The organism is Mesorhizobium sp. M1338 (assembly GCF_040318045.1).
Lineage (GTDB): Bacteria > Pseudomonadota > Alphaproteobacteria > Rhizobiales > Rhizobiaceae > Mesorhizobium.
Genome location: NZ_JAMYLL010000005.1, coordinates 149428 through 173260 on the forward strand (window position 1 = coordinate 149428; position 23833 = coordinate 173260).

The 23833-nt window shown below is 62.7% G+C and carries 26 protein-coding genes and 1 pseudogene; 7 read left to right on the forward strand and 20 right to left on the reverse strand.

The window, feature by feature from the left end; all coding sequences use genetic code 11:
• The first annotated feature begins 6 nt into the window (after positions 1 to 6).
• The gene (locus NKH19_RS07705; protein ID WP_352865457.1) at positions 7 to 411 is read left to right on the forward strand and encodes a cupin domain-containing protein; all 405 of its coding nucleotides are present in this window, start codon (positions 7 to 9) and stop codon (positions 409 to 411) included.
• A 29-nt stretch (positions 412 to 440) separates the two neighbouring features.
• Here NKH19_RS07705 and NKH19_RS07710 read toward each other — a convergent pair whose 3' ends face one another.
• From NKH19_RS07710 to aptA, 7 genes are all read right to left on the reverse strand, one after another.
• A complete protein-coding gene (locus NKH19_RS07710; RefSeq protein ID WP_352865458.1) occupies positions 441 to 818 on the reverse strand; it encodes a hypothetical protein in 378 nt (125 codons plus the stop codon).
• A gap of 16 nt (positions 819 to 834) precedes the next feature.
• Positions 835 to 1206 (reverse strand): hypothetical protein, encoded by a 372-nt coding sequence (locus NKH19_RS07715; RefSeq protein WP_352865460.1) that lies wholly within the window; start codon positions 1204 to 1206, stop codon positions 835 to 837.
• Positions 1207 to 1208: 2 nt separating this feature from the next.
• Positions 1209 to 2660 (reverse strand): dihydropyrimidinase, encoded by a 1452-nt coding sequence (gene hydA / locus NKH19_RS07720; protein ID WP_352865463.1) that lies wholly within the window; start codon positions 2658 to 2660, stop codon positions 1209 to 1211.
• 84 nt (positions 2661 to 2744) lie between these two features.
• The gene (locus tag NKH19_RS07725) at positions 2745 to 3110 is read right to left on the reverse strand and encodes an endonuclease domain-containing protein (protein ID WP_352865466.1); all 366 of its coding nucleotides are present in this window, start codon (positions 3108 to 3110) and stop codon (positions 2745 to 2747) included.
• Between the two features lie 160 nt (positions 3111 to 3270).
• Complete coding sequence (locus NKH19_RS07730; RefSeq protein WP_352865469.1) at positions 3271 to 4521, reverse strand: Zn-dependent hydrolase; 1251 nt, start codon at positions 4519 to 4521, stop codon at positions 3271 to 3273.
• Positions 4522 to 4524: 3 nt separating this feature from the next.
• Positions 4525 to 4944, reverse strand: a complete 420-nt coding sequence (locus NKH19_RS07735; RefSeq protein WP_352865471.1) for an endonuclease domain-containing protein — start codon at positions 4942 to 4944, stop codon at positions 4525 to 4527.
• A 139-nt stretch (positions 4945 to 5083) separates the two neighbouring features.
• Positions 5084 to 6412: an omega-aminotransferase AptA gene (gene aptA, locus NKH19_RS07740; protein WP_352865473.1), complete on the reverse strand. Its 1329-nt coding sequence runs from the start codon at positions 6410 to 6412 to the stop codon at positions 5084 to 5086.
• A gap of 227 nt (positions 6413 to 6639) precedes the next feature.
• Between aptA and NKH19_RS07745 the strand changes: the two genes are divergently transcribed.
• On the forward strand, positions 6640 to 7275 hold the full coding sequence (locus tag NKH19_RS07745) for a TetR family transcriptional regulator C-terminal domain-containing protein (protein ID WP_352865475.1): 636 nt from the start codon (positions 6640 to 6642) through the stop codon (positions 7273 to 7275).
• 4 nt (positions 7276 to 7279) lie between these two features.
• Here the strand turns inward: NKH19_RS07745 and NKH19_RS07750 are convergent, their stop codons facing one another.
• A complete protein-coding gene (locus NKH19_RS07750) occupies positions 7280 to 8167 on the reverse strand; it encodes a helix-turn-helix transcriptional regulator (protein WP_352865478.1) in 888 nt (295 codons plus the stop codon).
• 103 nt (positions 8168 to 8270) lie between these two features.
• Between NKH19_RS07750 and NKH19_RS07755 the strand changes: the two genes are divergently transcribed.
• The gene (locus tag NKH19_RS07755) at positions 8271 to 9116 is read left to right on the forward strand and encodes an SDR family oxidoreductase (protein WP_352865480.1); all 846 of its coding nucleotides are present in this window, start codon (positions 8271 to 8273) and stop codon (positions 9114 to 9116) included.
• Positions 9113 to 9835: an SDR family oxidoreductase gene (locus tag NKH19_RS07760; protein ID WP_352865481.1), complete on the forward strand. Its 723-nt coding sequence runs from the start codon at positions 9113 to 9115 to the stop codon at positions 9833 to 9835. The genes NKH19_RS07755 and NKH19_RS07760 overlap by 4 nt, the downstream gene beginning before the upstream one ends.
• 30 nt (positions 9836 to 9865) lie before the next feature.
• Here the strand turns inward: NKH19_RS07760 and NKH19_RS07765 are convergent, their stop codons facing one another.
• From NKH19_RS07765 to NKH19_RS07800, 8 genes are all read right to left on the reverse strand, one after another.
• Positions 9866 to 10126, reverse strand: coding sequence for a hypothetical protein (locus NKH19_RS07765; protein WP_352865483.1), 261 nt, complete (start codon positions 10124 to 10126; stop codon positions 9866 to 9868).
• 58 nt (positions 10127 to 10184) lie between these two features.
• Entirely contained in the window at positions 10185 to 10949 is a 765-nt protein-coding gene (gene otsB, locus NKH19_RS07770) for a trehalose-phosphatase (RefSeq protein WP_352865486.1), read from the reverse strand.
• On the reverse strand, positions 10946 to 12724 hold the full coding sequence (locus tag NKH19_RS07775) for an alpha,alpha-trehalose-phosphate synthase (UDP-forming) (protein ID WP_352882010.1): 1779 nt from the start codon (positions 12722 to 12724) through the stop codon (positions 10946 to 10948). Before NKH19_RS07775 ends, otsB begins: the two co-directional genes overlap by 4 nt.
• Before the next feature lie 142 nt (positions 12725 to 12866).
• Positions 12867 to 15029 carry an amylo-alpha-1,6-glucosidase gene (locus tag NKH19_RS07780; RefSeq protein WP_352865490.1) on the reverse strand — a complete coding sequence of 721 codons (2163 nt, stop codon included), beginning with the start codon at positions 15027 to 15029 and terminating at the stop codon, positions 12867 to 12869.
• Positions 15030 to 15080: 51 nt separating this feature from the next.
• Positions 15081 to 16142, reverse strand: a complete 1062-nt coding sequence (locus NKH19_RS07785) for a glycosyltransferase family 4 protein (RefSeq protein ID WP_352865492.1) — start codon at positions 16140 to 16142, stop codon at positions 15081 to 15083.
• Positions 16143 to 16258: 116 nt separating this feature from the next.
• Positions 16259 to 16636, reverse strand: coding sequence for a DoxX family protein (locus NKH19_RS07790; protein WP_352865494.1), 378 nt, complete (start codon positions 16634 to 16636; stop codon positions 16259 to 16261).
• Between the two features lie 70 nt (positions 16637 to 16706).
• Entirely contained in the window at positions 16707 to 17165 is a 459-nt protein-coding gene (locus NKH19_RS07795; RefSeq protein WP_352865497.1) for a carboxymuconolactone decarboxylase family protein, read from the reverse strand.
• An 11-nt stretch (positions 17166 to 17176) separates the two neighbouring features.
• Positions 17177 to 17695 (reverse strand): RrF2 family transcriptional regulator, encoded by a 519-nt coding sequence (locus NKH19_RS07800; RefSeq protein WP_352865499.1) that lies wholly within the window; start codon positions 17693 to 17695, stop codon positions 17177 to 17179.
• A gap of 34 nt (positions 17696 to 17729) precedes the next feature.
• Between NKH19_RS07800 and NKH19_RS07805 the strand changes: the two genes are divergently transcribed.
• Positions 17730 to 18074 (forward strand): hypothetical protein, encoded by a 345-nt coding sequence (locus NKH19_RS07805; RefSeq protein WP_352865500.1) that lies wholly within the window; start codon positions 17730 to 17732, stop codon positions 18072 to 18074.
• Positions 18075 to 18173: 99 nt separating this feature from the next.
• On the opposite strand, the gene preA is transcribed toward NKH19_RS07805, so the two are convergent.
• The 3 genes and pseudogenes from preA to NKH19_RS07820 form a co-directional block, all read right to left on the reverse strand.
• Positions 18174 to 19487 (reverse strand): NAD-dependent dihydropyrimidine dehydrogenase subunit PreA, encoded by a 1314-nt coding sequence (gene preA / locus NKH19_RS07810; protein ID WP_352865502.1) that lies wholly within the window; start codon positions 19485 to 19487, stop codon positions 18174 to 18176.
• Between the two features lie 2 nt (positions 19488 to 19489).
• The gene (locus NKH19_RS07815) at positions 19490 to 20854 is read right to left on the reverse strand and encodes an NAD(P)-dependent oxidoreductase (RefSeq protein WP_352865503.1); all 1365 of its coding nucleotides are present in this window, start codon (positions 20852 to 20854) and stop codon (positions 19490 to 19492) included.
• 121 nt (positions 20855 to 20975) lie between these two features.
• Positions 20976 to 21715: pseudogene (locus tag NKH19_RS07820) on the reverse strand (gamma-glutamylcyclotransferase).
• Positions 21716 to 21885: 170 nt separating this feature from the next.
• Here NKH19_RS07820 and NKH19_RS07825 point away from each other — a divergent pair.
• Positions 21886 to 22662, forward strand: coding sequence for a VOC family protein (locus NKH19_RS07825; protein ID WP_352865504.1), 777 nt, complete (start codon positions 21886 to 21888; stop codon positions 22660 to 22662).
• An 83-nt stretch (positions 22663 to 22745) separates the two neighbouring features.
• Here NKH19_RS07825 and NKH19_RS07830 read toward each other — a convergent pair whose 3' ends face one another.
• Positions 22746 to 23234: a hypothetical protein gene (locus NKH19_RS07830; RefSeq protein ID WP_352982081.1), complete on the reverse strand. Its 489-nt coding sequence runs from the start codon at positions 23232 to 23234 to the stop codon at positions 22746 to 22748.
• 199 nt (positions 23235 to 23433) lie between these two features.
• Between NKH19_RS07830 and NKH19_RS07835 the strand changes: the two genes are divergently transcribed.
• Positions 23434 to 23826 carry a DoxX family protein gene (locus NKH19_RS07835; RefSeq protein ID WP_352865508.1) on the forward strand — a complete coding sequence of 131 codons (393 nt, stop codon included), beginning with the start codon at positions 23434 to 23436 and terminating at the stop codon, positions 23824 to 23826.
• Positions 23827 to 23833: the final 7 nt, after the last annotated feature.

A 23833-nucleotide genomic window follows, 5' to 3' on the forward strand; every position in this document is an offset into this window, starting at 1 on the left:
TTCCCGATGTCGCCCAAACCCACTTGTCATCTTATCCGCCCTGAAAGCACTTATGAAGGCAAGCAGGGATTGACCTATTTCGCCGGCATCGCCGCCGAAACCGTCGGTGCCTCCGGCATCTGCATGCATCTGCTCACCCTGCCACCCGGCGCCCGCGCCAAGGCGCACATGCATGAGAGCCATGAGACGGCGATCTATGTCCTCTCCGGCGAAGTCCATACGTGGTATGGCGAACGGCTCGAGCATCATATCGTCGTCAAGGCTGGCGACCTTTTCTACATTCCCGCCGGCGTGCCGCATCTGCCGGCCAATCTGAGCGGCGCCCCGTCTTCGGCCGTCATTGCTCGCACCGATCCCAACGAACAGGAAAGCGTCGTGCTGTTGCCGGAACTGGATGCGCTCGTCGCCTGAAACCGACGGAGTCGATGGGAACTTGCGCGTCAACGGCACCGAGACACTTCCCCGTACACAGTGCCATCCTCATCCGCGATCACCAGCTTCTTGGCGTTCTTGGGACTGCGCTTGATGGTGAACTGTATCGGCGACTGACCATCCTCGCCTTCTGCCTCGCACATTGACTTCACCACCAGCGAACCGTCAGCCTGCGTCTTCTTATCGGTAAAGGTGCAGGCGCTGGTCGCGGTGATGAATTCCGTATCGTTCAGCAGCAGCATGTCTTCCGCATAGACTTCCTGGCCGTTCTTGTTGATGCAGCCGGACTTGTTGCCATAGGGCTTGGACAGATCGATGCCCGCCGCCGAGGCTTGCCCCGCGGCCAGCACGAGAACCATCGCAACAGACAGACCAAAACCACGCATGCTCACCCCCAAAACGTCACGAACATGATTGCAGCGGCCCCATTTCCTCAAGACCGGGGATGGTGACGAAGAAACCATCCTTCCCCTTGTTGGTGACCACGACTGTTTCGATCGTCGTCTCCGCTTCGCCCTCGGCGGAGCAGGTCGAACTGAGCGATTGCGAGCCCAGTACCGGCGTCAATTGCCGCGCGAACCGGCAGCCGCTGCCATAGGTCTCGATGCCTTCGGCGGTCAGCACGATATAAGCGTCACTGTCCTGATAACCGGCCTTGACGCCGGCACAGCCGACATCATTGCCCCAGGAGCCGGCCAGCACGCCGCCGGCTGCCGCCGGGCCAGCGGCAATTGCCGCCAAGACCAACGAAATGAGCGCGGCCGAACGCGCCAAGCTCAAACCCCGGTCGCCGGGATGCCGGTGCGTTCGACCTTGCGCGGCGCGGAAATTTCCTTCCACGTCGACAGCGCCCGGTTGACCGCCGCATTCGGCTCGCGGGCGACGAACTCGCCATGACCAGGCTTGGCCTTCACCTCAGCCTCCTGGATCGACAGTTCGCCACGCGAAAACACGAAGCGCGGCAGGCCGGTCACCTCGAACCCCTCGAAGACATTGTAGTCGATGACCGACTGCTGCTTCTTCGAGGAAATCCTCTTCTTGGCGCTGGGATCCCAGACGACGATGTCGGCGTCGGCGCCTTCGACGATTGCGCCCTTTTTCGGATACATGTTGAGGATCTTGGCGATGTTGGTCGAGGTCACCGCGACGAACTCGTTCATCGTCAGCCGGCCGGTGTTGACACCGGTGGTCCACAGCACCGGCATGCGGTCTTCAAGCCCGCCGGTGCCGTTCGGGATCTTGGTGAAATCGCCGACGCCGTTGCGCTTCTGCTTGGTGGTGAAGGCGCAGTGGTCGGTCGCCACCACCTGCAGCGATCCGGCCTGCAGGCCGGCCCACAGCGAATCCTGATGCAGTTTGTTGCGGAAGGGCGGGCTCATCACGCGGCGCGCCGCATGGTCCCAGTCCTTGTCGAAATACTCGCTCTCGTCCAGCGTCAGGTGCTGGATCAGCGGCTCGCCGAACACGCGCATGCCCTTCTGACGCGCCCGGCGGATGGCCTCATGCGCCTGCTCGCAGGAGACATGCACGACATAGAGCGGCACGCCGGCCATGTCGGCGATCATGATCGCGCGGTTGGTCGCTTCGCCTTCGACTTCCGGCGGCCGCGAATAGGCATGGCCCTCGGGACCGTTGTTGCCTGCGGCGAGCAGCTTCTGCGAGAGTGCCGCAACCACGTCGCCATTCTCGGCATGCACCAGCGGCAGCGCGCCAAGGTCGGCGCAGCGCTGGAACGACGCATACATCTCATCGTCGTCGACCATCAGCGCGCCCTTGTAGGCCATGAAGTGCTTGAACGAGGTGATGCCCCTGTCGACGACATCAGCCATTTCGTCGAACACTTGCTTGCCCCACCAGGTGATCGCCATGTGGAAGGAGTAGTCGCAGGACGCCTTGGAGGTCTTGTTGTCCCACATCTGCAAGGCTTCGAGCAGCGACTGCTTCGGCGCCGGCAGGCAGAAATCGACCACCATGGTGGTGCCGCCGGCCAAGGCGGCGCGCGTGCCGGATTCGAAATCATCGGCCGAATAGGTGCCCATGAACGGCATTTCGAGATGCGTGTGCGGGTCGATGCCGCCCGGCATGACGTAGCAGCCGGTGGCATCGAACTCGTGGTCGCCATGCAGGTCCGAGCCGATGGCGACGATCTTGCCGTGGCTGAACAGCACATCGGCCTTCCACGTGCGGTCGGCGGTGACGACGGTGCCGTTCTTGATGACTTTGGTCATTTTTCTTGTTCCCTTGTTCTCATCGCGCTTCTTTGCGAGCGTCTTGGCAGTATTTCAGATCGGTTCAGGGCTGAAGCCCGGCCTCTACATGACTCCAACTTCCCTCAATATCTCCTCGATGCAACCATCGAAAGAGTTCGCCAGATCTCCGGTCGAAAACCGCAACACACGATAGCCCTGTCGGAAAAACCATGCGTCGCGTATCCGATCCTTCTCCATCTGCTCCGGTGTGAAGTGATGCTCTCCATCCACTTCGATAACGAGGTTCTTCCCATGCAGAACAAAGTCAGCAACGTAAGGGCCGATGGGTGCCTGCTTTCTGGCGTGTAAACCGTATAGGCGACGGAACTCCTTCAACTCGGACCAGAGCTTACGCTCGCCTTCCGTCATGTTCCGACGCAAAACCCTGGCCCGTTTGATAACAGCAGGATCAATTCCGGTCGGTGCCAAGAGTACCCCCACCCTCAATCCCTCCCCACAAGGGGGAGGGAGGCTTGGCGTCGCGCTATCACAGCTGAACCCTTCAAAGCTTTCGCCATAGGCGCCGGCACTACTGATCCCCCTCCCCCTTGTGGGGAGGGGTTAGGGGTGGGGGTACAGCGCCGACAGTTCACCCGACGATCTCCGCCGTCTCCACCACTGCGTGGAACAAAACGTCGGCGCCGGCGCTGGCCCATTCCTTGGTGATCTCCTCGGCCTCGTTGTGGCTGAGGCCGTCGACGCAGGGGCACATGACCATTGCGGTCGGAGCGACGCGGTTGATCCAGCAGGCGTCATGGCCGGCGCCGGAAACGATGTTGCGGTGGGAATAGCCGAGGCGTTCGGCGGCATCCCGGATCGCCTTGACGCAGCCGGCATCGAAGGTGACCGGATCGAAATGGCCGACCTGCTCGATTTTGTACTGGATGTCCAACGCCTCGCAGATCGTGTCGATGCCTTCGCGGATGCGGCCGTCCATGGCGTCCAGCACTTCCTTCTCCGGCGAACGGATGTCGATGGTGAAGACGGTGCGTCCGGCGATGATGTTGCGCGAATTGGGGTAGACCTCCATGTGGCCGACGGCGCCGACGGCATCCGGCTGGTAGTCCATGGCGATCTCGTGCACCAGCTCGATCACGCGAGCCATGCCGAGCCCGGCATTGCGGCGCTTCGGCATTGGTGTCGAGCCGGTATGCGCCTCCTTGCCGGTCAGCGTCACCTGCAGCCATTTCAGGCCCTGGCCGTGGGTGACGACACCGATGTCGATGCCCTCGTCCTCGAGGATCGGTCCTTGCTCGATATGCAGTTCGAAGAAGGCGTGGATCTTGCGGTCACCGACCTTCTCGGTGCCCTTCCAGCCGATGCGTCCGAGCTCCTCGCCGAATTTTTTCCCCTGCTTGTCGGTATGCTCGTAGACATCGGCCTGGTCGAGCACGCCGGCGAACACGCCGGACGCCATCATCGCCGGCGCGAAGCGCGCGCCTTCTTCGTTCGTCCAGTTGGTGACGACGATCGGATGTTTGGTCTTGATGCCGAGATCATTGAGCGAGCGCACCACTTCAAGCCCGCCCAGCACGCCGAGCACGCCGTCATACTTGCCGCCGGTCGGCTGCGTATCGAGATGGCTGCCGACATAGACCGGCGGCAGGCTGGGATCGGTGCCTTCTCGGCGGGCAAACATCGTGCCCATTTCGTCGACACCCATTTCGAGCCCGGCCGCATCGCACCAGCGCTTGAACAGATGCCGGCCCTCGCCATCCTCGTCGGTCACGGTCTGGCGATTGTTGCCGCCGGCAATGCCGGGACCGATCTTCGCCATTTCCATGATGGAATCCCACAAACGGTCTGAATTGATTCGCAGATTCTCGCCGGGTGCGGCCATGCTTTAAAACCTCATCGATTGTGCAGCGCCTGCGTCCCCCTCCCCCTCGAGGGGAGGGTGGCCGCGAAGCGGTCGGGTGGGGTCGCCGAACATGCGCGCGACCTTTTCCTTGACCACCCGCGCGACATGCCACGCGCTGTTTATGACATCGGGCTCGTCAACGCGAAAGACATCGAACCCGAGTGAGCGCAGATAGGCGTCACGAACGGCATCGTGCCGTTTACCCCTCTCGTGTTCGAGCGGATCACCGTCGACCTCAACGATCAGCTTCACCGCGAGGCAAGCGAAATCGACGATATAGGGCCCAATCGGGCACTGGCGGCGAAACTTGATGCCGGCTGATTTCAGCTCCCGCAGTTCATACCACAGCAGGGATTCGCCCTTGGTCGCGTGAACTCGAAGCGCGCGCGCCTTCTGGCGCATTTCGAAACTCGCGCGGGTACGGGGCATCAGGAGCGACCTCGCAGCAAAAGATCAGGTCGGCGCACTGCCGCACCGACCCCACCCGACCGCTTCGCGGCCCCCCTCCCCTCGCAGGGGAGGGATATCCGCGTCCAGTTCTTCAATCGATCGCCCTCAAGATTTCACGCACATGGTCGATCAATTCGTTGATCTGGCCCTTGGTGATGATCAGCGGCGGCGACAGCGCGATGATGTCGCCGGTCGTGCGGATCAGCGCGCCGCGCTCGAACGCCTTGACGAAGGCCGAGAAGGCCCGTTTGGTCGGCTGGCCGGCGATCGGCGCCAGCTCGATCGCACCGATCAGGCCGATGTTCCTGATGTCGATGACGTTCGGCTCGCCCTTCAGCGAATGCAGTGCGTCTTCCCAGTACGGCGCCAGTTCCTCGCCGCGGGTGAGCAGGCCCTCTTCCTTGTAGGTGTCGAGCGTGCCCAGAGCGGCCGCGCAGGCGATCGGATTGCCCGAATAGGTGTAGCCGTGGAAGAACTCGATCATGTGCTCGGGGCCGGTCATGAAGGCGTCGTGGATTTCCTTCTTCACGAACACCGCTCCCATAGGGATGACGCCGTTGGAGACGCCCTTGGCTGTGGTCATGATGTCAGGCGTGACGCCGAAATAATCGGCGGCGAACGGCGTGCCGAGACGACCGAAACCGGTGATGACCTCGTCGAAGATCAACAGAATGCCGTGCTTGGTGCAGATTTCGCGCAGCTTCTGCAGATAGCCCTTCGGCGGCAGGATGACGCCGGTGGAGCCGGCGACCGGCTCGACGATGACGGCGGCGATGGTCGAGGCGTCATGCAGCGCGACGATGCGCTCCAGCTCGTTGGCGAGTTCCGCGCCATGCTCCGGCACGCCCTTGGTGAAGGCGTTCTTTTCCGGCAGATGCGTGTGCGGCATATGGTCGACGCCGCCGAGCAGCGTGCCGAACATCTTGCGGTTGGTGACGATGCCGCCGACCGAGATGCCGCCGAAATTGACGCCGTGATAGCCGCGCTCGCGGCCGATCAGCCGGGTGCGCGAACCCTCGCCCCTGGCGCGGTGATAGGCGATCGCCATCTTGAGCGCGGTTTCGACCGATTCCGAACCGGAATTGGTGAAGAAGACATGATCCATGCCTTTGGGCGCGAGGTCGACCAGGCGGTTGGCCAGCTCGAAGACGATCGGATGGCCCATCTGGAAGGCCGGCGCATAGTCGAGCTCGGCGGCCTGGTGCTGGATCGCCTCGGTGATCTTCGGCCGGCAATGGCCGGCATTCACGCACCAGAGACCAGCGGTGCCGTCGAGCACCTTGCGGCCGTCGCTGGTCGTGTAATGCATGTCCTTGGCGGACACCATCATGCGCGGCGCCTGCTTGAACTGCCGGTTTGCCGTGAACGGCATCCAGAATGCGCTGAGATCGTTCGGCGTGACTTTCAGCCGGTTGGACATGACCAAGACTTCCCCTTGTAACCTGTTTCGGTGCGCCCAACGCTTGGTCTTTGCCGCGTTTTCATGCTACGCAAATTTTTGACCGATTGGACAAACGTTAGCACCGCCCTGTCGGCGGTCAAGGGATTACTAGCGGAAATGCGGCACCTGAAGTGCGTTCCACAGGCTAGGGAAAAACTGGTCCAGAGAATTGGTCCAGATGACCCTCAACACGAGGGCTTGCAACGGTGACCACCGGAACGGACACGCCTCGCCGGACCCGCATCCAGCAGGAAAAGCGGGAACTCATCCTGGAGGCGGCGCTCGAGGTGTTCTCCACCAACGGTTTTCGTGGGTCGACCATCGACCAGATCGCCGAAGCCGCCGGCATGTCGAAGCCGAACCTGCTCTACTATTTCCGCCGCAAGGAAGACATCCACGAGACGCTGATGCAGCGCCTGCTCGACACTTGGCTGGCGCCGCTGCGCGAACTCGACGACATTGGCGATCCGCTGACCGAATTGCGCAGCTACATCAGGCGCAAGCTGGAGATGGCGCGCGATTTCCCGCGCGAGAGCCGGCTGTTCGCCAACGAAATCCTGCAAGGCGCACCGCGCATCATGCCGCTCTTGACCGGGGAGTTGAAAACGCTGGTCGACGAGAAGGCCGTCGTCATCAAGGGCTGGATGCGCGCCGGCAAGATCGCCCGCACCGACCCCTGGCACCTGATCTTCTCGATCTGGGCGACGACGCAGCACTATGCTGATTTCGATGTCCAGGTCCGCGCCGTGCTCGGGCCGAACCGTGGCGGCGACGGCCGATTCGAGGACGCTGCAAGGTTCCTGGAGCATTTATTCCTCGACGGGCTGAAGCCGAAAAGCTGACGCTTCAGGCGCTGCGCCGCTCGGCCGGCAGCGCGTCCAGCAATGTCTGCAGCTTGGCGACGGAGTTCTGCTCGGCAAGCGGCGTGTAGACGATCAGCTTCATATCGGAGCCGTCACTGATCGACAGGCTCATATGCTCGAATGTCATCGCCCCCGCGCTCGGGTGCCGGACATGCTTCACGCCCGACAGCCGGTGCGCGACGTCGCGCTGCGGCCACCAGGCGCGAAACTCGGGACTCGAGCGCGTCATCAACTCAATCAGCCGCTCAAAATCCGGATCGCCGACATACCGGGCGCTCGCCGCCCGGAACGAGGCCAGCACGGTGCGCGCCAATTCCTCCCAGTCGACCAGCAGGCGCCGGTGGTGCGGATTGGTGAACACCATGTGGACGATGTTGCGGGCGTCACCCTCCAGCAGGCCATAATCACCGAACACCGCGACGGCCGCCGGGTTCCAGGCGAGCACGTCCCAGCGTCGCCCGACCACATAAGCCGGCTGCAGAACCAGGCTTTGCAGCATATGCAGCAACGGGCCGTCGACCTTTTCCGGCGCCACGGCACGGCGTTCCGGCTGCTGGCGGTCGGCCAGGATGAACAAATGCTGTTTTTCGGCGGCGTCGAGGCGCAGTGCTTCGGCGAGCGCGGCCAGCACCTCGACCGAGGGCCGGACCTCCCGCCCCTGCTCCAGCCACGTGTACCAGGTCGTGCCGACGCCGGCGATCATCGCCACCTCCTCACGGCGCAGCCCGGGCGTGCGCCGCCTCAGGCCGGTGGCGATGCCTATGGCCGAGGGCGTCAGCCTTTCGCGGCGCGAGCGCAGGAAAGCACCGAGCTCGCGCCGGCGACTGTCTTCAGCGGAGTGTGTGGGGGCCGGTCGGGGTTGGGACTCCATGCGCTTATTATAGCAGTATTGATACCAGGATAAAGTTTGAACTGTTTGGCTCACGCCAACTGTCCCATCTTCCACCCAGAGCAACAGAACGGAGGCTCTGAACATGGACCTGAAAGACAAGACAATCCTCATCACGGGCTCGACCGACGGCGTTGGCCGCGTCGTCGCGCAACGGCTCGGCGCCGCGGGTGCCCGTGTCCTTGTACACGGCCGCGATGCAACGCGCGGCAAGGCTGTTGTCACTGAGATCGAAGCCGCCGGCGGCAAGGCCGAGCTTGTGGTCGCCGACCTCTCTTCTCTGGCCGAGGTTCGCCGCCTCGCCGAGGCGGTGCGTGCCAAGACGGACCGGCTCGACATCCTCATCAACAACGCCGGCATCGGAACGGCGGGCCAAGGCGCCAAACGCCAAGTCAGCGCTGATGGCTACGAACTGCGCTTCGCGGTCAATTATCTCGCCGGTTTCCTGCTGACATCGGAGCTTCTGCCGTTGCTGAAGGCCAGTGCTCCGGCGCGCATTGTCAATGTCGCCTCGGCGGGGCAGCAGGCGATCGATTTTAGCGATGTCATGCTGACCCGCAGTTACGACGGCGTGCGCGCCTACTGCCAAAGCAAGCTGGCGCAGATACTGTTCACTGTCGACCTCGCGGAGCAGTTGAAGGGCGCCGGCGTCACCGTCAACGCACTGCATCCGGCGAGCTACATGAACACCACCATGGTCCGGCAGGCAGGCGTGACGCCATGGAGTTCGGTCGAAACCGGCGCCGACGCCATCCTCAACCTCGCGACATCACCCGCGCTCGACGGGAAAAGCGGCCTCTATTTCGACGGCCTGCGGGAATCCCGCGCTGATGACCAAGCCTACGACGCCAGCGCGAGACAACAGTTGCGAAGTTTGAGCCAGGACCTCGTCGGCCTGGCTTCCCCCACATCGAAGGAACAGCGTTCATGACCACGACAATCCAACACACCGTCGTCATCGGCGGCTCATCCGGCATCGGCCTGGCGACGGCACGAAAACTGCTTGGTCCCGGGATGAAGGTGACCATCACCGGGCGCAACGAGGAGAAGCTGAAGAACGCATGGAAAAGCCTTGACGGCGCTGCCGACAAGGCCACTTTCGATGCCGCGAAGCCGGACGAGGCCAGCGGGTTCTTCGAGCGCCTCGGCCCTTTCGACCATTTGGTGCTGGCCGCCAGCGGCGGCAAGGGCCTTGGCCCCTTCCCGACGCTTGACCTGAGCGACATCGGCAGCGGCGTCGACGAGAAAGTCCGCCCGCAGCTGTCCTGCCTGCAGGCCGCCTTGCCAACCTTGAACAGAAGCGGATCGGTGACCTTCATCTCGGCTGTATCGGCCCAGCTCGCAACTCCCGGCGTCTCCGGCATCGCCGCCATCAACGGCATGCTGTTGACCGTGGTGCCGATCCTGGCGGTGGAACTGAAGCCACTGCGCGTCAATGTCGTGGCGCCCGGCGTCATCGACACGCCCTGGTGGGATTTCCTGGCCGAGGAGCAGAGGCAGGCGCTGTTTGCCGATTATGCCGGCAAGACCCCGGTCGGCCGCGTCGGCCGCGCCGAGGATGTCGCCGACGCAATCGCGTTTCTCGTCTCCAACGGCTTCATGACCGGCCAGGTCCTGACCTGCGACGGCGGCCTGCGATTTGCGGCGTAGCGATCGTCCGCCGCGGAAATGCTTTCACCCTCAATTGGACTTCGTTGGACCGCGCTGCATGTTTTTCTCGCCCATGGAGCTGTCGCCGGCCGGTCTTGCGGCATCTGAAGCGGGCTTATCCGGAACATAGGAATAGTCAGGCGTGTCGGCTCCATACATCTTGTTGTCGATCGCCTCCTGCCAGCTGTAGTCCGCGTCGGACGGTGAAATGTTGGCGGACCCATGGCGGGAGGAGCGGGAATGAAGCCAACTCGGTGTGATCTCTCGAACCAGTTGTGCAAAGCGTCCCATCGAACCGTTCCTTTCCTTACCCTTTCCAGATGCACGATCGCGGATGCGTCGGCTGGACCTAAAGTTGGCCTCTCAGCCAGGCGAGCGTCTCGGCAACGCCGGCAAGCCCGTACCGCGCGGCGGTATGCGCTGGTGGCTTCACCCGTATCGATATTCCGCCGGCATCATTGATGGCTTCGAAGCCGTTTTCGTCCGAGGTGTCGTCGCCCAGGAAGACCGGGCGGCGGCCTCTGAATGGCGCGATATCCATGAAGCGCCGGATCGCGGCGCCCTTGGCTGCCTCGAGCGGTAGCAACTCCACACCGGCATTGCCGGCAACCACCCGATAGCCCTTTGGCAGGACGGCCAGCGCTTGCTCGACAAGCTGCGTGGCGCGGGGAAGCAGGTGCGGGGCGGCGCGCGTGTGGATGGCCAGCACCCGGCCCTTGCGCTCGATATAGACCTTCCCGCGACCGAACTCGGCCTCGATCTCGTCGGCAAGGGCGGCAATATCCGCCGGCTCGTCCGCGATTTCGACATCGTCGTCCGGCAGGAGCCTGTGTTCCAGGCCATAAAGCCCGGCCGCGCGCAACTTCAAAGGCTGAAACAGATGGTCCACGGCCGCAACGGAGCGGCCGGTGATGAAGGCCAATGCCCCGTCCAACTTGTGATCCAGGCCTTGCAGCAAAGAGCGAAGCTCGGCGCTGACCGAAACGGCGTCCGGATGTTCGGCATGCTCCAGCAGGGTGCCATCGATGTCGAGGAACAGCGCCCACTCGCCGGTCAGCAAGGGCTGCGGCTTTTGCAGGGTCTCGCTCGCAGCCTTTTGCAGGATATCGCTCATGATAGTGCCACCCGTTTGCGCTCGAACATGGGAACGACATTGTCGATACCTTGCGGACGGTCGCCAACACCGGTCACCCGGTCGAGATCACCGCGCTTGCGCAAGCGCGCAGCGTCCAGAAGCATGCTGCCGGCCCAGCGATAGACGTTGTTGTTGCGGATGGTCTCGCGCATGGGCCGCATACGTTCGCGCTGTTCTTCTGAAGTCATGGTCAGCGCCTGCAGCAGCGCTTCGCTCATCATGGCGGCGTCGTAGGGATTGACGATCAGCGCCTCCAGCAATTCGCGCGAAGCACCGGCGAATGTGCTGAGCATCAAAACGCCCTGTTCGTCGTCTCGCGCCGCGACGAATTCCTTTGCGACCAGGTTCATGCCGTCATGCAGGCTTGTGACCATGCATATGTCAGCGGCCCGGTAGATTTCGTAGACCTGTTCCTGAGAGTGATGTTGGGCCACCATGATCACCGGTCTGTAGCCCTCGCTGCCATAACGCTGGTTGAGTTCTTCGGCATAACGGTGGCATTCGTCATGGAGCAGCCTGTAGGCAGGGAGCGTGCCGCGGCTGGGCGCCGCGACCTGCAGGAAAACCAGTTTTCCGATCCATTCAGGGTATCGCTTGAACAATTCGTCCAGCGCGTGAAACCGATCGAGAATGCCCTTGGTGTAGTCGAGACGCTCGACCCCGACGGCCAGCTTCACATCCGCTTTCAGTCCGAACCTATTCCGCAGGCGGGCGCGGCAGTCATCTACATCAGGCAATCTTGCCAGAAGGTCCGCCGGCCATTCTATCGAGATGGGATAGGCGTGCACCAGCGTCGTCTGCCCACCATAGGAGATGGCCGCATCCGCCCGTTCGATGCGGCTTTCCAGGAAGCGATCGACGCTTTCGGTGAAATTGTTGGCGTGGAACTGGGTGTGGAAACCGATGATCGAGCTGCCGAGCAGTCCCTCAAGGATGCGCTCACGCCACGGGCAGATGCTGTACACCTCCGAGTTCGGCCATGGGATATGCCAGAAGGTGATGACGATCGCCTCGGGCAGGCGCTCGCGGATCATCCGCGGCAGCAGCGCGAAGTGATAATCCTGGACCAGCACGATCGGCCGCTCGTTGCGCGCTTCGGCGACTATCGTGTCGGCGAACTTCCGGTTGACGGCTTCATAGGCTTCCCAGTCCGAGGCGCGAAAAATCGGCCGGGTGAAGGCGATGTGGCAAAGCGGCCAGAGACCCTCATTGGCGAAGCCGAGATAGTAGCTCTGATATTCTTCCTCCGTCAGCCAGACCCGGCGCAGCGTGTAGGACGGATTGCCGGGCGGCACCTGCACGCGATCGTTGTCGTCGACCATCATACGGTCTGCCGTTCCACCGCCATAGGCAATCCAGGTGCCGCCACATGCGCGGGTAATCGGCTCGAGCGCAGACACCAGCCCGCTGGCCGGCACCAGCAATTCGACGCCATCATTATTGATGTTGTGGATATAGGGTTCGCGGTTGGACACCACGATAACCTGTGCCCCCGGCAGGTCGTCGGCCAGGATCTTGCGCAATGTTTCGGGCGACCATGTCACCAGCGCCGCGTCGGCCGATTGGCCATTCTTTTCGAACTCCCGTATCACCTTGCGCGCCGCTTCCGCGGCCACGTCCTCGCCGGCCGGATGTACGACCGCCGGAGGGTGACTGCGACGCTGCCGCGATATGGAGAAGAAAACGGCAAGAGCGGAAAGACCGAGGCTCGCAAGGATCAGAACCCAGAGCAGGTCCGCACCGTAATTTGTCATTGGAATATCAACTCACCTCCGGCCGTTCGGCGGCCGTTTTGTTCGTGTTTCCGATTTGAAACTATCCACCGGCGATAAGATCGCCGTCCGGACCTACATTTTTGCAACGCACAAGGCCGGGATCGGTTCCGCCCAATCTGGTTCATGTTCTAACGATGAGCGGCACCAGCCCTTCATGGCGGTCGGCGAGGAAAGCGACGACCCGGTCGCCGACGCGCTGGAAGGTGAGATCGACCACTTTTTCGCCGACGCCCAGATGGCGAAGCGTGAGCATGTCGATGCCGATCGGCAGCCTGGGACGGGTAACGCGGATTTCGCCATCCCAGCCGTCGATCTCCAGGCCAAGGCAGGCCTGCATCAGCATGAAGGCGGAGCCAGCCGACCACGCTTGCGGCAGGCAGGCTACCGGATAGGCGATCGGTGCTTCGCCCGGCGCTCGGGTAAAGCCGCAGAACAGTTCGGGCAGCCGCATGTTGAAATGGACCGCGGACTCGAACGTGCCGCTCATTAGGCGGACCACGCTTTCACGCTCGCCATAGCGCGCCAGGCCGGCACCGCACATGGCGGTGTCATGCGGCCAGATCGAGCCATTGTGATACGACATCGGGTTGAAGAACACCGCATCGTCGGCAAGCGTCCTCAGCCCCCAGCCGGAGTGGAAGGAGGCGGAAAGAAGCTGATCGGTGACCATCCGCGCCCGCCCCGGTTCGGGCAGTCCGACAAGGAGGAGATGGCCCACATTCGAGGTCCGCACCTTGCAGGGTTCGCCTTCACCGTCGATCGCCAGGGCATAGAAGCCGAGATCGTCGAGCCAGAAATCGCGTTCCACTGCGACCCGCATGGCCTCGGCGCGGCCCTCCCAGTGATCGGCCCTGTCGTCCTCGCCGCGGCGACGGGCAAGTGCGGCCAGCCCCCGGAAGGCGGCAAAGACATAGCCTTGCACCTCGACCAGCGCGATCGGGCCCTTGGGAATGCGGCCATCGGCGTGGAAGACGGAATCGAAACTGTCCTTCCATCCCTGGTTGGCGAGGCCGGACTCGGCGGCACGCTGGTAGGTGACGAAGCCGGTCTCGCGGCCCGCCTCCTCCGTCCATTCGGCCGCGGCGCACAGCGACGGCCACAGGCTGTCGATGAACGCCATGTCACCGGTACGATCGGCATAGGCGCAGGCGAGATGGATGTAGAGCGGCGTCGTGTCGACACCGCCATAATAGCGGCCGAAAGGAAGCTCGCGCAGCGCCGCCATCTCGCCCTTGCGCGTCTCGTGCATGATCTTGCCCGGCTGCGAATCGCTGAACGGCGACGTCTCCGTCGCCTGGTGTTGGGCAAGGAAGGCCAGCACGCCCCGCGCCAGGCCTGGATTGAGCCACAGCATCTGCAGCGCCGAGATGACGCCGTCACGGCCGAACGCCGTCGAGAACCAGGGGATGCCGGCATAGGGATAGGGTCCGGTCGAAAGCTCCGTGGTCAGCAGCGCGACATCGGCGCGGGCGCGCTCCACCCAATCGTTGAAGACGCGGCCCGAACTGTGCACCGTCGCGCCATGGCGGCGCTTGGCCCGCATGCCAAAGCGCGCCCGGGCGGCGGCGGCGCGGAAACGGTCGCGGTCGGGCGCATCCGCCATCTCGGGACCGACCTCGACATAAAGCACCTTGCGGCTGCGCTTGGTTACGGCAACCAGGAAATCGGCACGGTCGGCCGTCAACTGGTCCGGCGCCTGCGAGAACGATACCGCCGATACGCGCACCAGCCCATCCAACCCGTCGTAGCGCAGCAGAACGGATGTCGCATCCATCTCGGCCACATGGGCCATTCCGCGCCTCGGCCGTGTCGAGCCGCGCACTTCGAACATGTCGCGGAAATCGGCGGCAAAGTGCAGGGAAACGCCGATTGTCGAGGTCTCCCGGCTGTAGTTGGAAAGGGTGATGCGCTCGAACAGCCTGTCTTGCCAAAGCAGCCTGACGCGTTCGATATGAATCGCGCCCTGCGGAATGTCGCGGCCGCTGACGCTCTGCATCGGCAGATTGGTCAGATTGGCGGTGAACAGCACATTGTCCTGGCTGAGCGAGGCGCCAAGCAGCGATGTCTGCCTGCCGCCGACGGTCAGCCGGAATTCGGAGAGCACGCGTGTATCGTCGCGGAAGAAACCGTCACCGGCGCCGCGTATGTCACCAAAGGCATCGGCAACCGCAAAGCAGTCGCCCTGCTTAAGCGCGAACAGCCGGTGCGGCTCGCGAGGAGCGGTCGCGTCGAGCGAAGCAAGCGCTACGGCGGGATCGAGCTGGCGCTCATCGAGTTGGGCCATTCGTCACAAATCCCCTCTTGTTTCGTTGTCGTCGCCCGAACACATCGTTGCTCACGATGCCTTCGCCTCAACCGGGACACCGATCAGGCGCGTATAAGCGGCGAGATAATCGCCGGCCATTCTTTTGGCGGAAAACCGCTTTTCGAAAACGGCCCTCACCTTTCGCCTGTCGAGCCGCAGCAAGTCCGGCACCGCGGCGACGGCGTCGTCCATCGATCCGGCGATAAAACCGGTTACGCCCTGATCGATGATCTCGGGCAGCGCGCCGCAATTCCAGGCGATCACCGGCGTGCCACAGGCCATGGCCTCGATGGCGGCCAGACCGAACGGCTCCGGCCAGTCGATCGGGAACAGCAGGCCGGCCGCCTTGCCGAGAAACTCCGCCTTCTGGTCCTCTTCGATCTCGCCGACATAGACGATGCGATCGCCGTCGATCAAAGGCTCGACCATCTTGTGGAAATAGGAACGATCGTCGTCGCCGATCTTTGCCGCAAGCTTCAGTTTCAATCCCGAGCGCAAGGCGATCTCGATGGCGCGGTCCGGGCGCTTGTCGCGTGAAAACCGGCCCAGGAAGCAAAGATAGGGTTCCTCCGCCGTCGTCTCGAAACTCGGCTCGTAAATGTTGGTCGGCAGTCCATGATGGATCGTCGCTAGCCAGTTGGCGCTGGCAAGGCCCGCCTTCTGGCTGCGCGAAATGGAAATCAGGGGAAAACGCGGGAAACACTCATAGGCCGGCGCCAGATCGACATAATCCAGCCTGCCATGCGGCGTCGTTACCGTCCGCTCCGCCATGTCCTCGAAGAAGGAAAAGTGCAGGAAGTGGCTGAGGTGGAAGTGGATGACGTCGAACTCCCGCTCCCGTTTCCGCACCTCGGCAAGCATCGAAAGATGCGCCGCGATCTCGGATTTGAAAGGACGCGGATCGAGGCGAAGCGCGCATTCCCGGCCAGCCACCAGCTTCGCGGAGGTCTGGCTGTCGCCGCTGGCAAACAGCGTCACCTCATGGCCCAAATCGACAAGCGCTTCGGTGAGATACGAGACGATGCGCTCGGTGCCACCATAGAGTCTGGGCGGCACCGATTCATAGAGCGGCGCTACATGGGCAATTTTCATATTTCATCCCGGGATGTTCGGCATACAGGGGCGAAATGCGTCAACCGCTCGATTGGTTCCGTTTTAATGATCCATACTGTCGGCGCTACAGTGCCGCAGTCGGCATGGAACTGCGGCTAAAACGACTGCGCGATCAGCGACAGGAAACCGCCGCTCAGCGCGACATTGCCGACGAAGCCGTTGATGCGCGACGCCCGGTCGGCGCCCTGATGGTCCCAGAAATTATGGAACATCGGCGTGGCAACGATGAGGAATGCCAGCAGTACCGCTGCCGCGATTGCCGTCCACAAGCCGGCGATCACCAGCACGCCGGCGCCGACCTGAAGCACGATGCCGAGCCACAGCGCCGGCCGCGCCTGCGGCACGCCGCGCGCGGCCATCAACTGGGTCAGGAACGCCGTATTCTGAATGTTGCGCAAGCCGGCGAAAACGAAGACGCCGCCGAGCAGCAGGCGGCCGAGGAACAATAAGGTCGAAGGCAAATCGGCAGGCATCGAACTCTCCCCTTGAAGAAACAATTGGAGCGCCGCCGATCGACGGCGCTCCAAAACTGGATCAGGACGATCAGGCGGCCTTGGCCGCCGGCATCGGATGAAGTGCCTGGAACGGGACGCACAGCCGGTTCCAGGTGTTGATCATGCCGAGCGCGACGGACAGCTTGACCAACTCCTCCTCCGAGAAGTGCTCGAGCGTCCGTGCATAGAGTTCGTCCGACACGCCGCTGTTGGAGATCAGGGTGACCGCCTCGGTCCAGGCCAAGGCAGCGCGTTCGCGCTCGGAAAACAGCGGCGATTCCTTCCACGCCGAAACCAGATAGAGCCGCTGCTCGGTCTCGCCGTCGCGCCTCGCCTCGCGGCTGTGCATCTCGACGCAATACGAACAGCCGTTGATCTGCGACGCCCGCAATTTGATCAGGTGCAGCAGGCTTTCCTCGAGCCCGCATTCGTCCACCGCCTTGTTGAGCGCCGACACCGCCTTCATGATCTCCGGCGCCTTGGCGAAGAATTGCAGCCTCTGTTTCATCTTGATGTCCTTTACGCTTGCTTGGTTGAACTGGATTTCTGCGGCCGCTGATGGCGCGCCACGAAGGCGCAGCCGGCTGCCACCGAACGCGGATCGGCATCGGTCATGTATTCCGAAACGATGTCGGACAGCTTTGCTTCGGCGAGTGCGGCGCGATAGGCCTTTTCGGCCTTCAGCATCGCGGCGTTGATGCCGCAGGGTTTGACATAGGCGGATGCGTCGAGCCTGACCGGACCATTGCGGCGGATCTCGCCACAACGGAAGGCCGGCTCGCGCCCTTCGACGGCCAGCACGATATCGAGCAGCGTTATACGCTCGGCCGGCCGCGCCAGCCGGTAGCCGCCGGCCGGACCCGAGACCGATTCCAGAATGTGCGCCGCGCTCAGCATATTGAGATGCTTCAGGAGATAGCTCGGCGACAGGCCGAACGCCTCCGCCATGGCGGAGGCCGCCATGGCGCTGTTGCCCTCGACACCGGCCAGCATGGCGGCGCAGTGGATGGCTGCTTCAACGCCCTCGCCCAGCTTCATTGGGTGGATCTCCTAATCATGGATATATTTTATCGTGGATATCTTTTATCCGCAATGGGAAAATGGAGAAACTCCTGCTTTCGAAACGACAATGTGCATGAGGCTTTGTGATACTGCGGGAACGACTGATGCGCAGATTATCTCAGGGGTTGTGCTGCCCCTCATCCGCCTGCCGGCACCTTCTCCCCGTATAGTGACGGGGAGAAGGGAAGCTGCGGGCACCCTTGGCGCTCTTCTTGCAACGTTGATGATTGGCGAAATCGGCGATGACGGCGTCTTTCTCCCCGTCACTATACGGGGAGTTGAGGAGCGGTCCGCGAAGCGGACGAAAAGCCAATTGCTTGGCTTTTCGAGTGACGAACGCCCGGCAGGGCAATGAGGGGCAGCGCTAACTTATGCGATCGAATTTGTCGCGACCATACAAAATCGCCCCGTGCGGACACACGGGGCGATTGCGCTAAATCGGCAATGACAAAAACTACTCCGCCGCCACCTTGGCCATCGGGTTGTTCGGGTGCGTCGTCCAATTGGCATAGATCGGCGACACCGGCTTGCCGGTGCGCTGGTCCATCACGCCGACGGCCAGCGGCTCCATGGTGATGCAGTTCTCGACCGGGCAGACATTGACGCACAGGTTGCAGCCGACGCATTCGGCCTCGATCACCTCGAAATGCCTGACGCCGTCGACCATGCTGGTGATTGCCTGGTGCGAGGTGTCCTCGCAGGCGATGTGGCAGCGGCCGCATTTGATGCAGGCGTCCTGGTCGATACGCGCCTTGGCGACGTAGTTGAGGTTGAGATACTGCCAGTCGGTGACATTGGGCGTGGCGCGGCCGACGATGTCGTCGAGCGTGGCATGGCCCTTCTCGTCCATCCAGTTTTCCAGGCCGGCGATCATCTCCTGCACGATCTTGAAGCCATAGGTCATCGCCGCCGTGCACACCTGCACATTGCCGGCGCCGAGCGCCATGAATTCAGCCGCGTCGCGCCACGTGGTGATGCCGCCGATGCCGGAGATCGGCAGGCCGTGCGTTTCGGGATCGCGTGCGATTTCGGCCACCATGTTCATGGCGATCGGCTTCACCGCCGGACCGCAATAGCCGCCATGCGAGCCCTTGCCGTCGATGGTCGGCTGCGGCGCGAAGCTGTCGAGGTCGACGCCGGTGATCGAGTTGATGGTGTTGATCAGTGAAACCGCGTCGGTGCCGCCGGCATGTGCCGCCCGCGCGGGCTTGCGCACATCGGTGATGTTGGGCGTCAGCTTGGTGATGACGGGCATGCGGGTGTTCTGCTTGCACCAGCGAACCACCATTTCGATGTATTCCGGCACTTGCCCGACGGCGGCACCCATGCCGCGTTCCGACATGCCGTGCGGGCAGCCGAAATTGAGCTCGATGCCGTCAGCCTCGGTCTCCTCGACCACTGGCAGGATCGCCTTCCAGGCCTCCTCGACGCAGGGCACCATCAGCGAGACGACGATGGCGCGGTCGGGCCAGTCCTTCTTGACCTGCTTGATCTCGCGCAGATTGACCTGCAGGTCGCGGTCGGTGATCAGCTCGATGTTGTTGAGGCCGAGCAGGCGGCGGTCGGCGCCCCAGATCGCGCCATAGCGCGGACCGTTGACGTTGACCACCGGCGGGCCTTCCTCGCCCAGGGTCTTCCACACGACGCCGCCCCAGCCGGCCTTGAAGGCGCGGATGACGTTGTAGGCCTTGTCGGTCGGCGGCGCCGAAGCCAGCCAGAACGGATTGGGCGATTTGATGCCGACGAAATTGTTTCTGATATCCGCCATGCTCATGCCCTCCCATTCGAGGTCAGTGCCCGATTGATGCTCTCCGCCGCGTCGCGGCCTTGCGCGACCGCCGAGACGGTCAGGTCGTCGCCACCGAAGATGCAGTCGCCGCCGGCCCAGACCCTGGCCAGCGAAGTGCGCCCTTCCGCATCGACCTTGATGCGGCCGGCCTCGAGGTCGATCGACGCACCGCTGCCGTTGAGTGCGGCCGGCACAAAGCTCTGGCCGATGGCCTTGAACACCTGGTCGGCAACGAGCGTCAGCCTCTCGCCGGTGCCGGCAAGCTTGTCGCCGTTCAGGGCGGTGTATTCGAGTTCGACGCCCGACACCTTGCCGCCTTCGACAATGACCCGCTTCGGCTGCAGCCAGTGGCGGATGGTGACGCCGTTGGCGGCGGCCAGATCCTGCTCGAACTCGGAAGCGTTCATGTGTTCCTGGCCGCGCCGGTAGCAGATCGTCACCTCCTCGGCGCCAAGCAGCTTCGACTGCACGGCGGCGTCGATCGCCGTCATGCCGCCGCCGATAACGACGACGCGCCGGCCAACCGGCAGACCGGAAACGTCACTCGCCTGGCGCAGCTCGGCAATGAATTCGACCGCATTGATGACGCCGTCCGCCTCTTCGCCATCGGCGCGCAGCGCGTTGACGCCGCCAAGCCCCATGCCGAGAAACACCGCATCGTAATTGCGGATCAGGTCGGACAATTGGTAGTCGCGGCCAAGCGCCTTGCCGTTCTGGATGTCGATGCCGCCGATGGCAGTCACGTAGTCGACTTCGGCCTGGGCGAAATTGTCGACGCTCTTGTAGGCGGCGATGCCATATTCGTTGAGGCCGCCGGCCTTCGGGCGCGCCTCCAGGATGGTCACGTCATGGCCATGACGTGCGAGCCGGTGCGCGGCGGCAAGGCCGGCCGGCCCGGCGCCGACCACGGCGACTGTCTTCCCGGTCGGCTCGGCGCGCGGATAAAACTGCTTGTTCTCGGCCATCGCGACATCGGTGGCATAGCGCTGCAGGCGGCCAATCTGCACCGGCTTGCCTTCCGCCACCTCGCGCACGCAGACCTCCTCGCACAGCGTCTCGGTCGGACAGACGCGGGCGCACATGCCGCCCAGAATGTTCTGGTCGAAGATCGTCTTGGCCGAACCGATCGGATTGCCGGTCGAGATCTGGCGGATGAACAGCGGAATATCGATCGAGGTCGGGCATGCATTCATGCACGGCGCGTCGTAGCAGAAATAGCAGCGGTCGGATTCGACCAGCGCCTCATGGTGATCCAGCGGCGGGTGCAGGTCGGAAAAATTGTCCGCGTACTGGTCGGCCGAGAGCCTGCCGCCTGCTATGCCTTCTTTGAACTGGCCTTCTGGCATTCTCAGTTCCCCATGTTTTTCATTTTGGGAAAGGCTAGCACGTTTTATTTTTTTATCAATTGGTCAATTTTCGCCGCAAGCTGTTGAAAAGGCTCGACATAACATGATTATTTTACTCATGTTATGTCGACTGCGATAGCGTTTGCTGCGCGAGCGAATGGCCGGGCTCAAGTCCACGGCCATGGATAGATCTGACCTCGTCCGCGACCAGTTGCTGCAACCGCCAGAGGTTGCGATTGTGGATGCCGAATGCTTCGAGATGACTAACCGTGTTTGTAGAGATATTCGGCGCCGGACCCGATATGCCCGCAGGCTCTGGCCAGCACGCTCGCCACCTTGTCCAGCGGCTGGTTCAGCGACGTTCCCCTGCCCTTCACGCCCACCCAGAAGCCAAGCGCGCGCAGCGCGCCTTGCGCCGTATGCACCGGCAGCCACCTGACCGTGTCGATGATTTCGTGGTCGCTGATCTCGCGTAGCAGCAGCCTTTCGATCTGCGCCGGTTTTTCGCCCTCCGGCAAGCGATAGATCACGCCGTTGCAGCGGCCGCCCCGTTCGAGCGCCATCATCAAACCCGGCTGCTCGGCGCTGCCGCGCCAACGCACCATGTCGAGGCAGAAGGAGCGGTGCCAGCCAAAGGCCGTGGCGAGTTTGTTGCTGGACCGACTCGAATTCCGGCTTCCAGATCAGCGATCCGTAGGCGAACACCCATAGCGGCCCCTCGTCGGCTTCACCGGACAGCCGCAAGGCAAGCGCCCGGAAATCCTCGTCTTTCAACTCCGTCCAGCTCGGGTCCGGACCGGGATCGGCCTCTTGCCGATGGCACAGTGCGATAAGCTCGGGCGTGAGCGACATCAAGCGCATGAACGACAACCCCTCATGACCGCAGAGAAATCGAAAACGGCCCGGCGCGCAATCGGGGAACGCTTGGCATGCGGAGACATTGTTGTTCGGGGGCTGTCGGATTTCCGTCGTGAAGATCGTCCTAGGATGGATCGAATGACGATCGATGCATGAAAGGTGAGGAGACCGAAATGCCAAAAGCCCCGATGCCCTTCTTCTGGTACGAATTGATGACCACCGATCTCGACGCCGCCGAAGCGTTCTACCCCAATGTGGTCGGCTGGACGGCGCAGCCTTTCGACAAGGCCCCCGGCATGCCCCGCTATATCGTCATGAACGTCGGCGAGCGCGGCGTCGCCGGCCTGATGACGATGCCCGAGGATGCCGCCAAGATGGGCATGCCGCCCGCCTGGCTGGGCTACATCCATACAAAAGATGTCGATGCCTCGACGGCATCGCTGGAAAAAGCCGGCGGCACCGTTCACCGCCAGCCCGACGACATTCCGGGCGTCGGACGCTTTGCCGTCGTCGCCGATCCGCAGGGCGCGACATTCATGTTCCTGCAGCCGAACGGCCCCGACCAGCCTGTCGTGCCGGCCAGCACGCCAGGCCATATCGGCTGGCACGAGCTTTACACCAGCGACTGGAAGGCCGCGTTCGATTTCTATTCCGACCAGTTCGGCTGGGTCGATGCCGGCGATTTCGATATGGGCCCGATGGGCACCTACCAGACTTTCACCGCCGGCCCCGAATCTGGTGGCGGCATCATGAACAAGCCGGATCAGATTCCGGTCCCGGTCTGGCAATTCTATTTCAACGTTCCGGCCATCGACGCGGCGGCCAAACGCGTGACCGACAATGGCGGCAAGATCCTGATGGGGCCGATGGAGGTCCCCGGCGGCAGCTGGGTCGTCCAGTGCCAGGACCCGCAAGGCGCGCATTTCGCATTGATGGCGCCGGTACGCTGACGGCGATAAACACCGTGGGAACAAAACGCCGGCCCTTCATCGCACCACCGATGAAGGGCCGTATTCCTTAGCTTGGCGCCAACCTATTCCGGCGCCAGCACCGCGACCTTCAAGTCAGCCTCTTTCGCGCCGCTGAACTGGACGGTGGCCGGGCCGGATGCAAGCTTGAAGCGCACGCTCTTGCGGATGCCGGGGCAGGTTTTCACGCCGCTATAGCCCGCCGACTTGATGGCGTGGCCGTCCTGAATGACATCGATCCAGGCCTCACCCGAGAGACTTATCTGTATAGCACCCTCGGGTGGCACCTCCACGCTGGTAACAGCGCCGAACGTGCCTGCCACAGGAGCACGTTCGGGCGGTATCGCGAAGCCGGCTTTCTCGACCGGCACCAGCGCCAGGTCCGCGGCCGCACCGACCGCCAGCGTCGTTTCCGACGAAGTTGAAGGCGCTGCGGCAAACAGGGCCTGTTCCCGCGTCACCGACCATTTGAAGGCCTCGCAGCCTGCCTCCTCGGCCATGGCGAAGCTGGTGCACGCAAGGAATGCGAATAGGCTGATGACGACTTTTTTCATGGCAAAGGGAACCCACCCGGTTGGAGTATCCACACACCAATACAACCATAGCGGCAAGAATGCAACCCTAGCGTGAATGATATGAAAGGGCTGGGGAACATTTCCAATCACCGGTTGTTGATGGCAGGTCATGTGAAGTGAATGGTCCATTGCCGGGCGGTAATCTATGCCCGGTCCGGGAGGGTAAAGGGAGTTTTGGATGAAGCTTTTCGACGGCCTTGCCAGATATCAGCCGCAGGCACTCGGTGTTTTGCGCATCGTCACGGCCCTGCAGTTCATCGAGCATGGCTCGCAGAAGCTATTCAATTTCCCGATCGGCGAACATGCCGGCGCCTTGACTGGACTGACACTCACAGCCGGCATCCTTGAATTCGCCGGCGGCATCCTCCTGGCGCTGGGCCTGTTCACCCGACCGGTCGCGTTCCTTCTGGCGGGCGAAATGGCGATCGCCTATTTCATGGCGCACATGCCGCGCGACTTCTTCCCCGTCAACAACGGCGGCGATTCGGCGATCTCGTTCTGCTTCATCTTCCTTTATCTGGTGTTCGCCGGCGCCGGCGCCTTCGCGCTGGACAATCGCCGCAACGCCTGACCCTTGC

Excerpts from the sequence above, each read along its gene's own strand:
- NKH19_RS07765 (WP_352865483.1), bottom strand. The coding sequence starts at position 10,126 with ATGGGACGCTTTGCACAACTGGTTCGAGAGATCACACCGAGTTGGCTT.
- NKH19_RS07790 (WP_352865494.1), bottom strand. The coding sequence starts at position 16,636 with ATGCCTGCCGATTTGCCTTCGACCTTATTGTTCCTCGGCCGCCTGCTG.
- NKH19_RS07780 (WP_352865490.1), bottom strand. The coding sequence starts at position 15,029 with ATGGCCCAACTCGATGAGCGCCAGCTCGATCCCGCCGTAGCGCTTGCT.
- NKH19_RS07795 (WP_352865497.1), bottom strand. The coding sequence starts at position 17,165 with ATGAAACAGAGGCTGCAATTCTTCGCCAAGGCGCCGGAGATCATGAAG.
- NKH19_RS07760 (WP_352865481.1), top strand. The coding sequence starts at position 9,113 with ATGACCACGACAATCCAACACACCGTCGTCATCGGCGGCTCATCCGGC.
- NKH19_RS07705 (WP_352865457.1), top strand. The coding sequence starts at position 7 with ATGTCGCCCAAACCCACTTGTCATCTTATCCGCCCTGAAAGCACTTAT.
- NKH19_RS07785 (WP_352865492.1), bottom strand. The coding sequence starts at position 16,142 with ATGAAAATTGCCCATGTAGCGCCGCTCTATGAATCGGTGCCGCCCAGA.
- NKH19_RS07830 (WP_352982081.1), bottom strand. The coding sequence starts at position 23,234 with ATGAAAAAAGTCGTCATCAGCCTATTCGCATTCCTTGCGTGCACCAGC.
- preA (WP_352865502.1), bottom strand. The coding sequence starts at position 19,487 with ATGGCGGATATCAGAAACAATTTCGTCGGCATCAAATCGCCCAATCCG.
- NKH19_RS07735 (WP_352865471.1), bottom strand. The coding sequence starts at position 4,944 with ATGCGCCAGAAGGCGCGCGCGCTTCGAGTTCACGCGACCAAGGGCGAA.
- NKH19_RS07710 (WP_352865458.1), bottom strand. The coding sequence starts at position 818 with ATGCGTGGTTTTGGTCTGTCTGTTGCGATGGTTCTCGTGCTGGCCGCG.
- NKH19_RS07825 (WP_352865504.1), top strand. The coding sequence starts at position 21,886 with ATGCCAAAAGCCCCGATGCCCTTCTTCTGGTACGAATTGATGACCACC.
- NKH19_RS07730 (WP_352865469.1), bottom strand. The coding sequence starts at position 4,521 with ATGGCCGCACCCGGCGAGAATCTGCGAATCAATTCAGACCGTTTGTGG.
- aptA (WP_352865473.1), bottom strand. The coding sequence starts at position 6,412 with ATGTCCAACCGGCTGAAAGTCACGCCGAACGATCTCAGCGCATTCTGG.
- NKH19_RS07800 (WP_352865499.1), bottom strand. The coding sequence starts at position 17,695 with ATGAAGCTGGGCGAGGGCGTTGAAGCAGCCATCCACTGCGCCGCCATG.
- NKH19_RS07835 (WP_352865508.1), top strand. The coding sequence starts at position 23,434 with ATGAAGCTTTTCGACGGCCTTGCCAGATATCAGCCGCAGGCACTCGGT.
- NKH19_RS07815 (WP_352865503.1), bottom strand. The coding sequence starts at position 20,854 with ATGCCAGAAGGCCAGTTCAAAGAAGGCATAGCAGGCGGCAGGCTCTCG.
- otsB (WP_352865486.1), bottom strand. The coding sequence starts at position 10,949 with ATGAGCGATATCCTGCAAAAGGCTGCGAGCGAGACCCTGCAAAAGCCG.
- NKH19_RS07750 (WP_352865478.1), bottom strand. The coding sequence starts at position 8,167 with ATGGAGTCCCAACCCCGACCGGCCCCCACACACTCCGCTGAAGACAGT.
- hydA (WP_352865463.1), bottom strand. The coding sequence starts at position 2,660 with ATGACCAAAGTCATCAAGAACGGCACCGTCGTCACCGCCGACCGCACG.
- NKH19_RS07775 (WP_352882010.1), bottom strand. The coding sequence starts at position 12,724 with ATGACAAATTACGGTGCGGACCTGCTCTGGGTTCTGATCCTTGCGAGC.
- NKH19_RS07755 (WP_352865480.1), top strand. The coding sequence starts at position 8,271 with ATGGACCTGAAAGACAAGACAATCCTCATCACGGGCTCGACCGACGGC.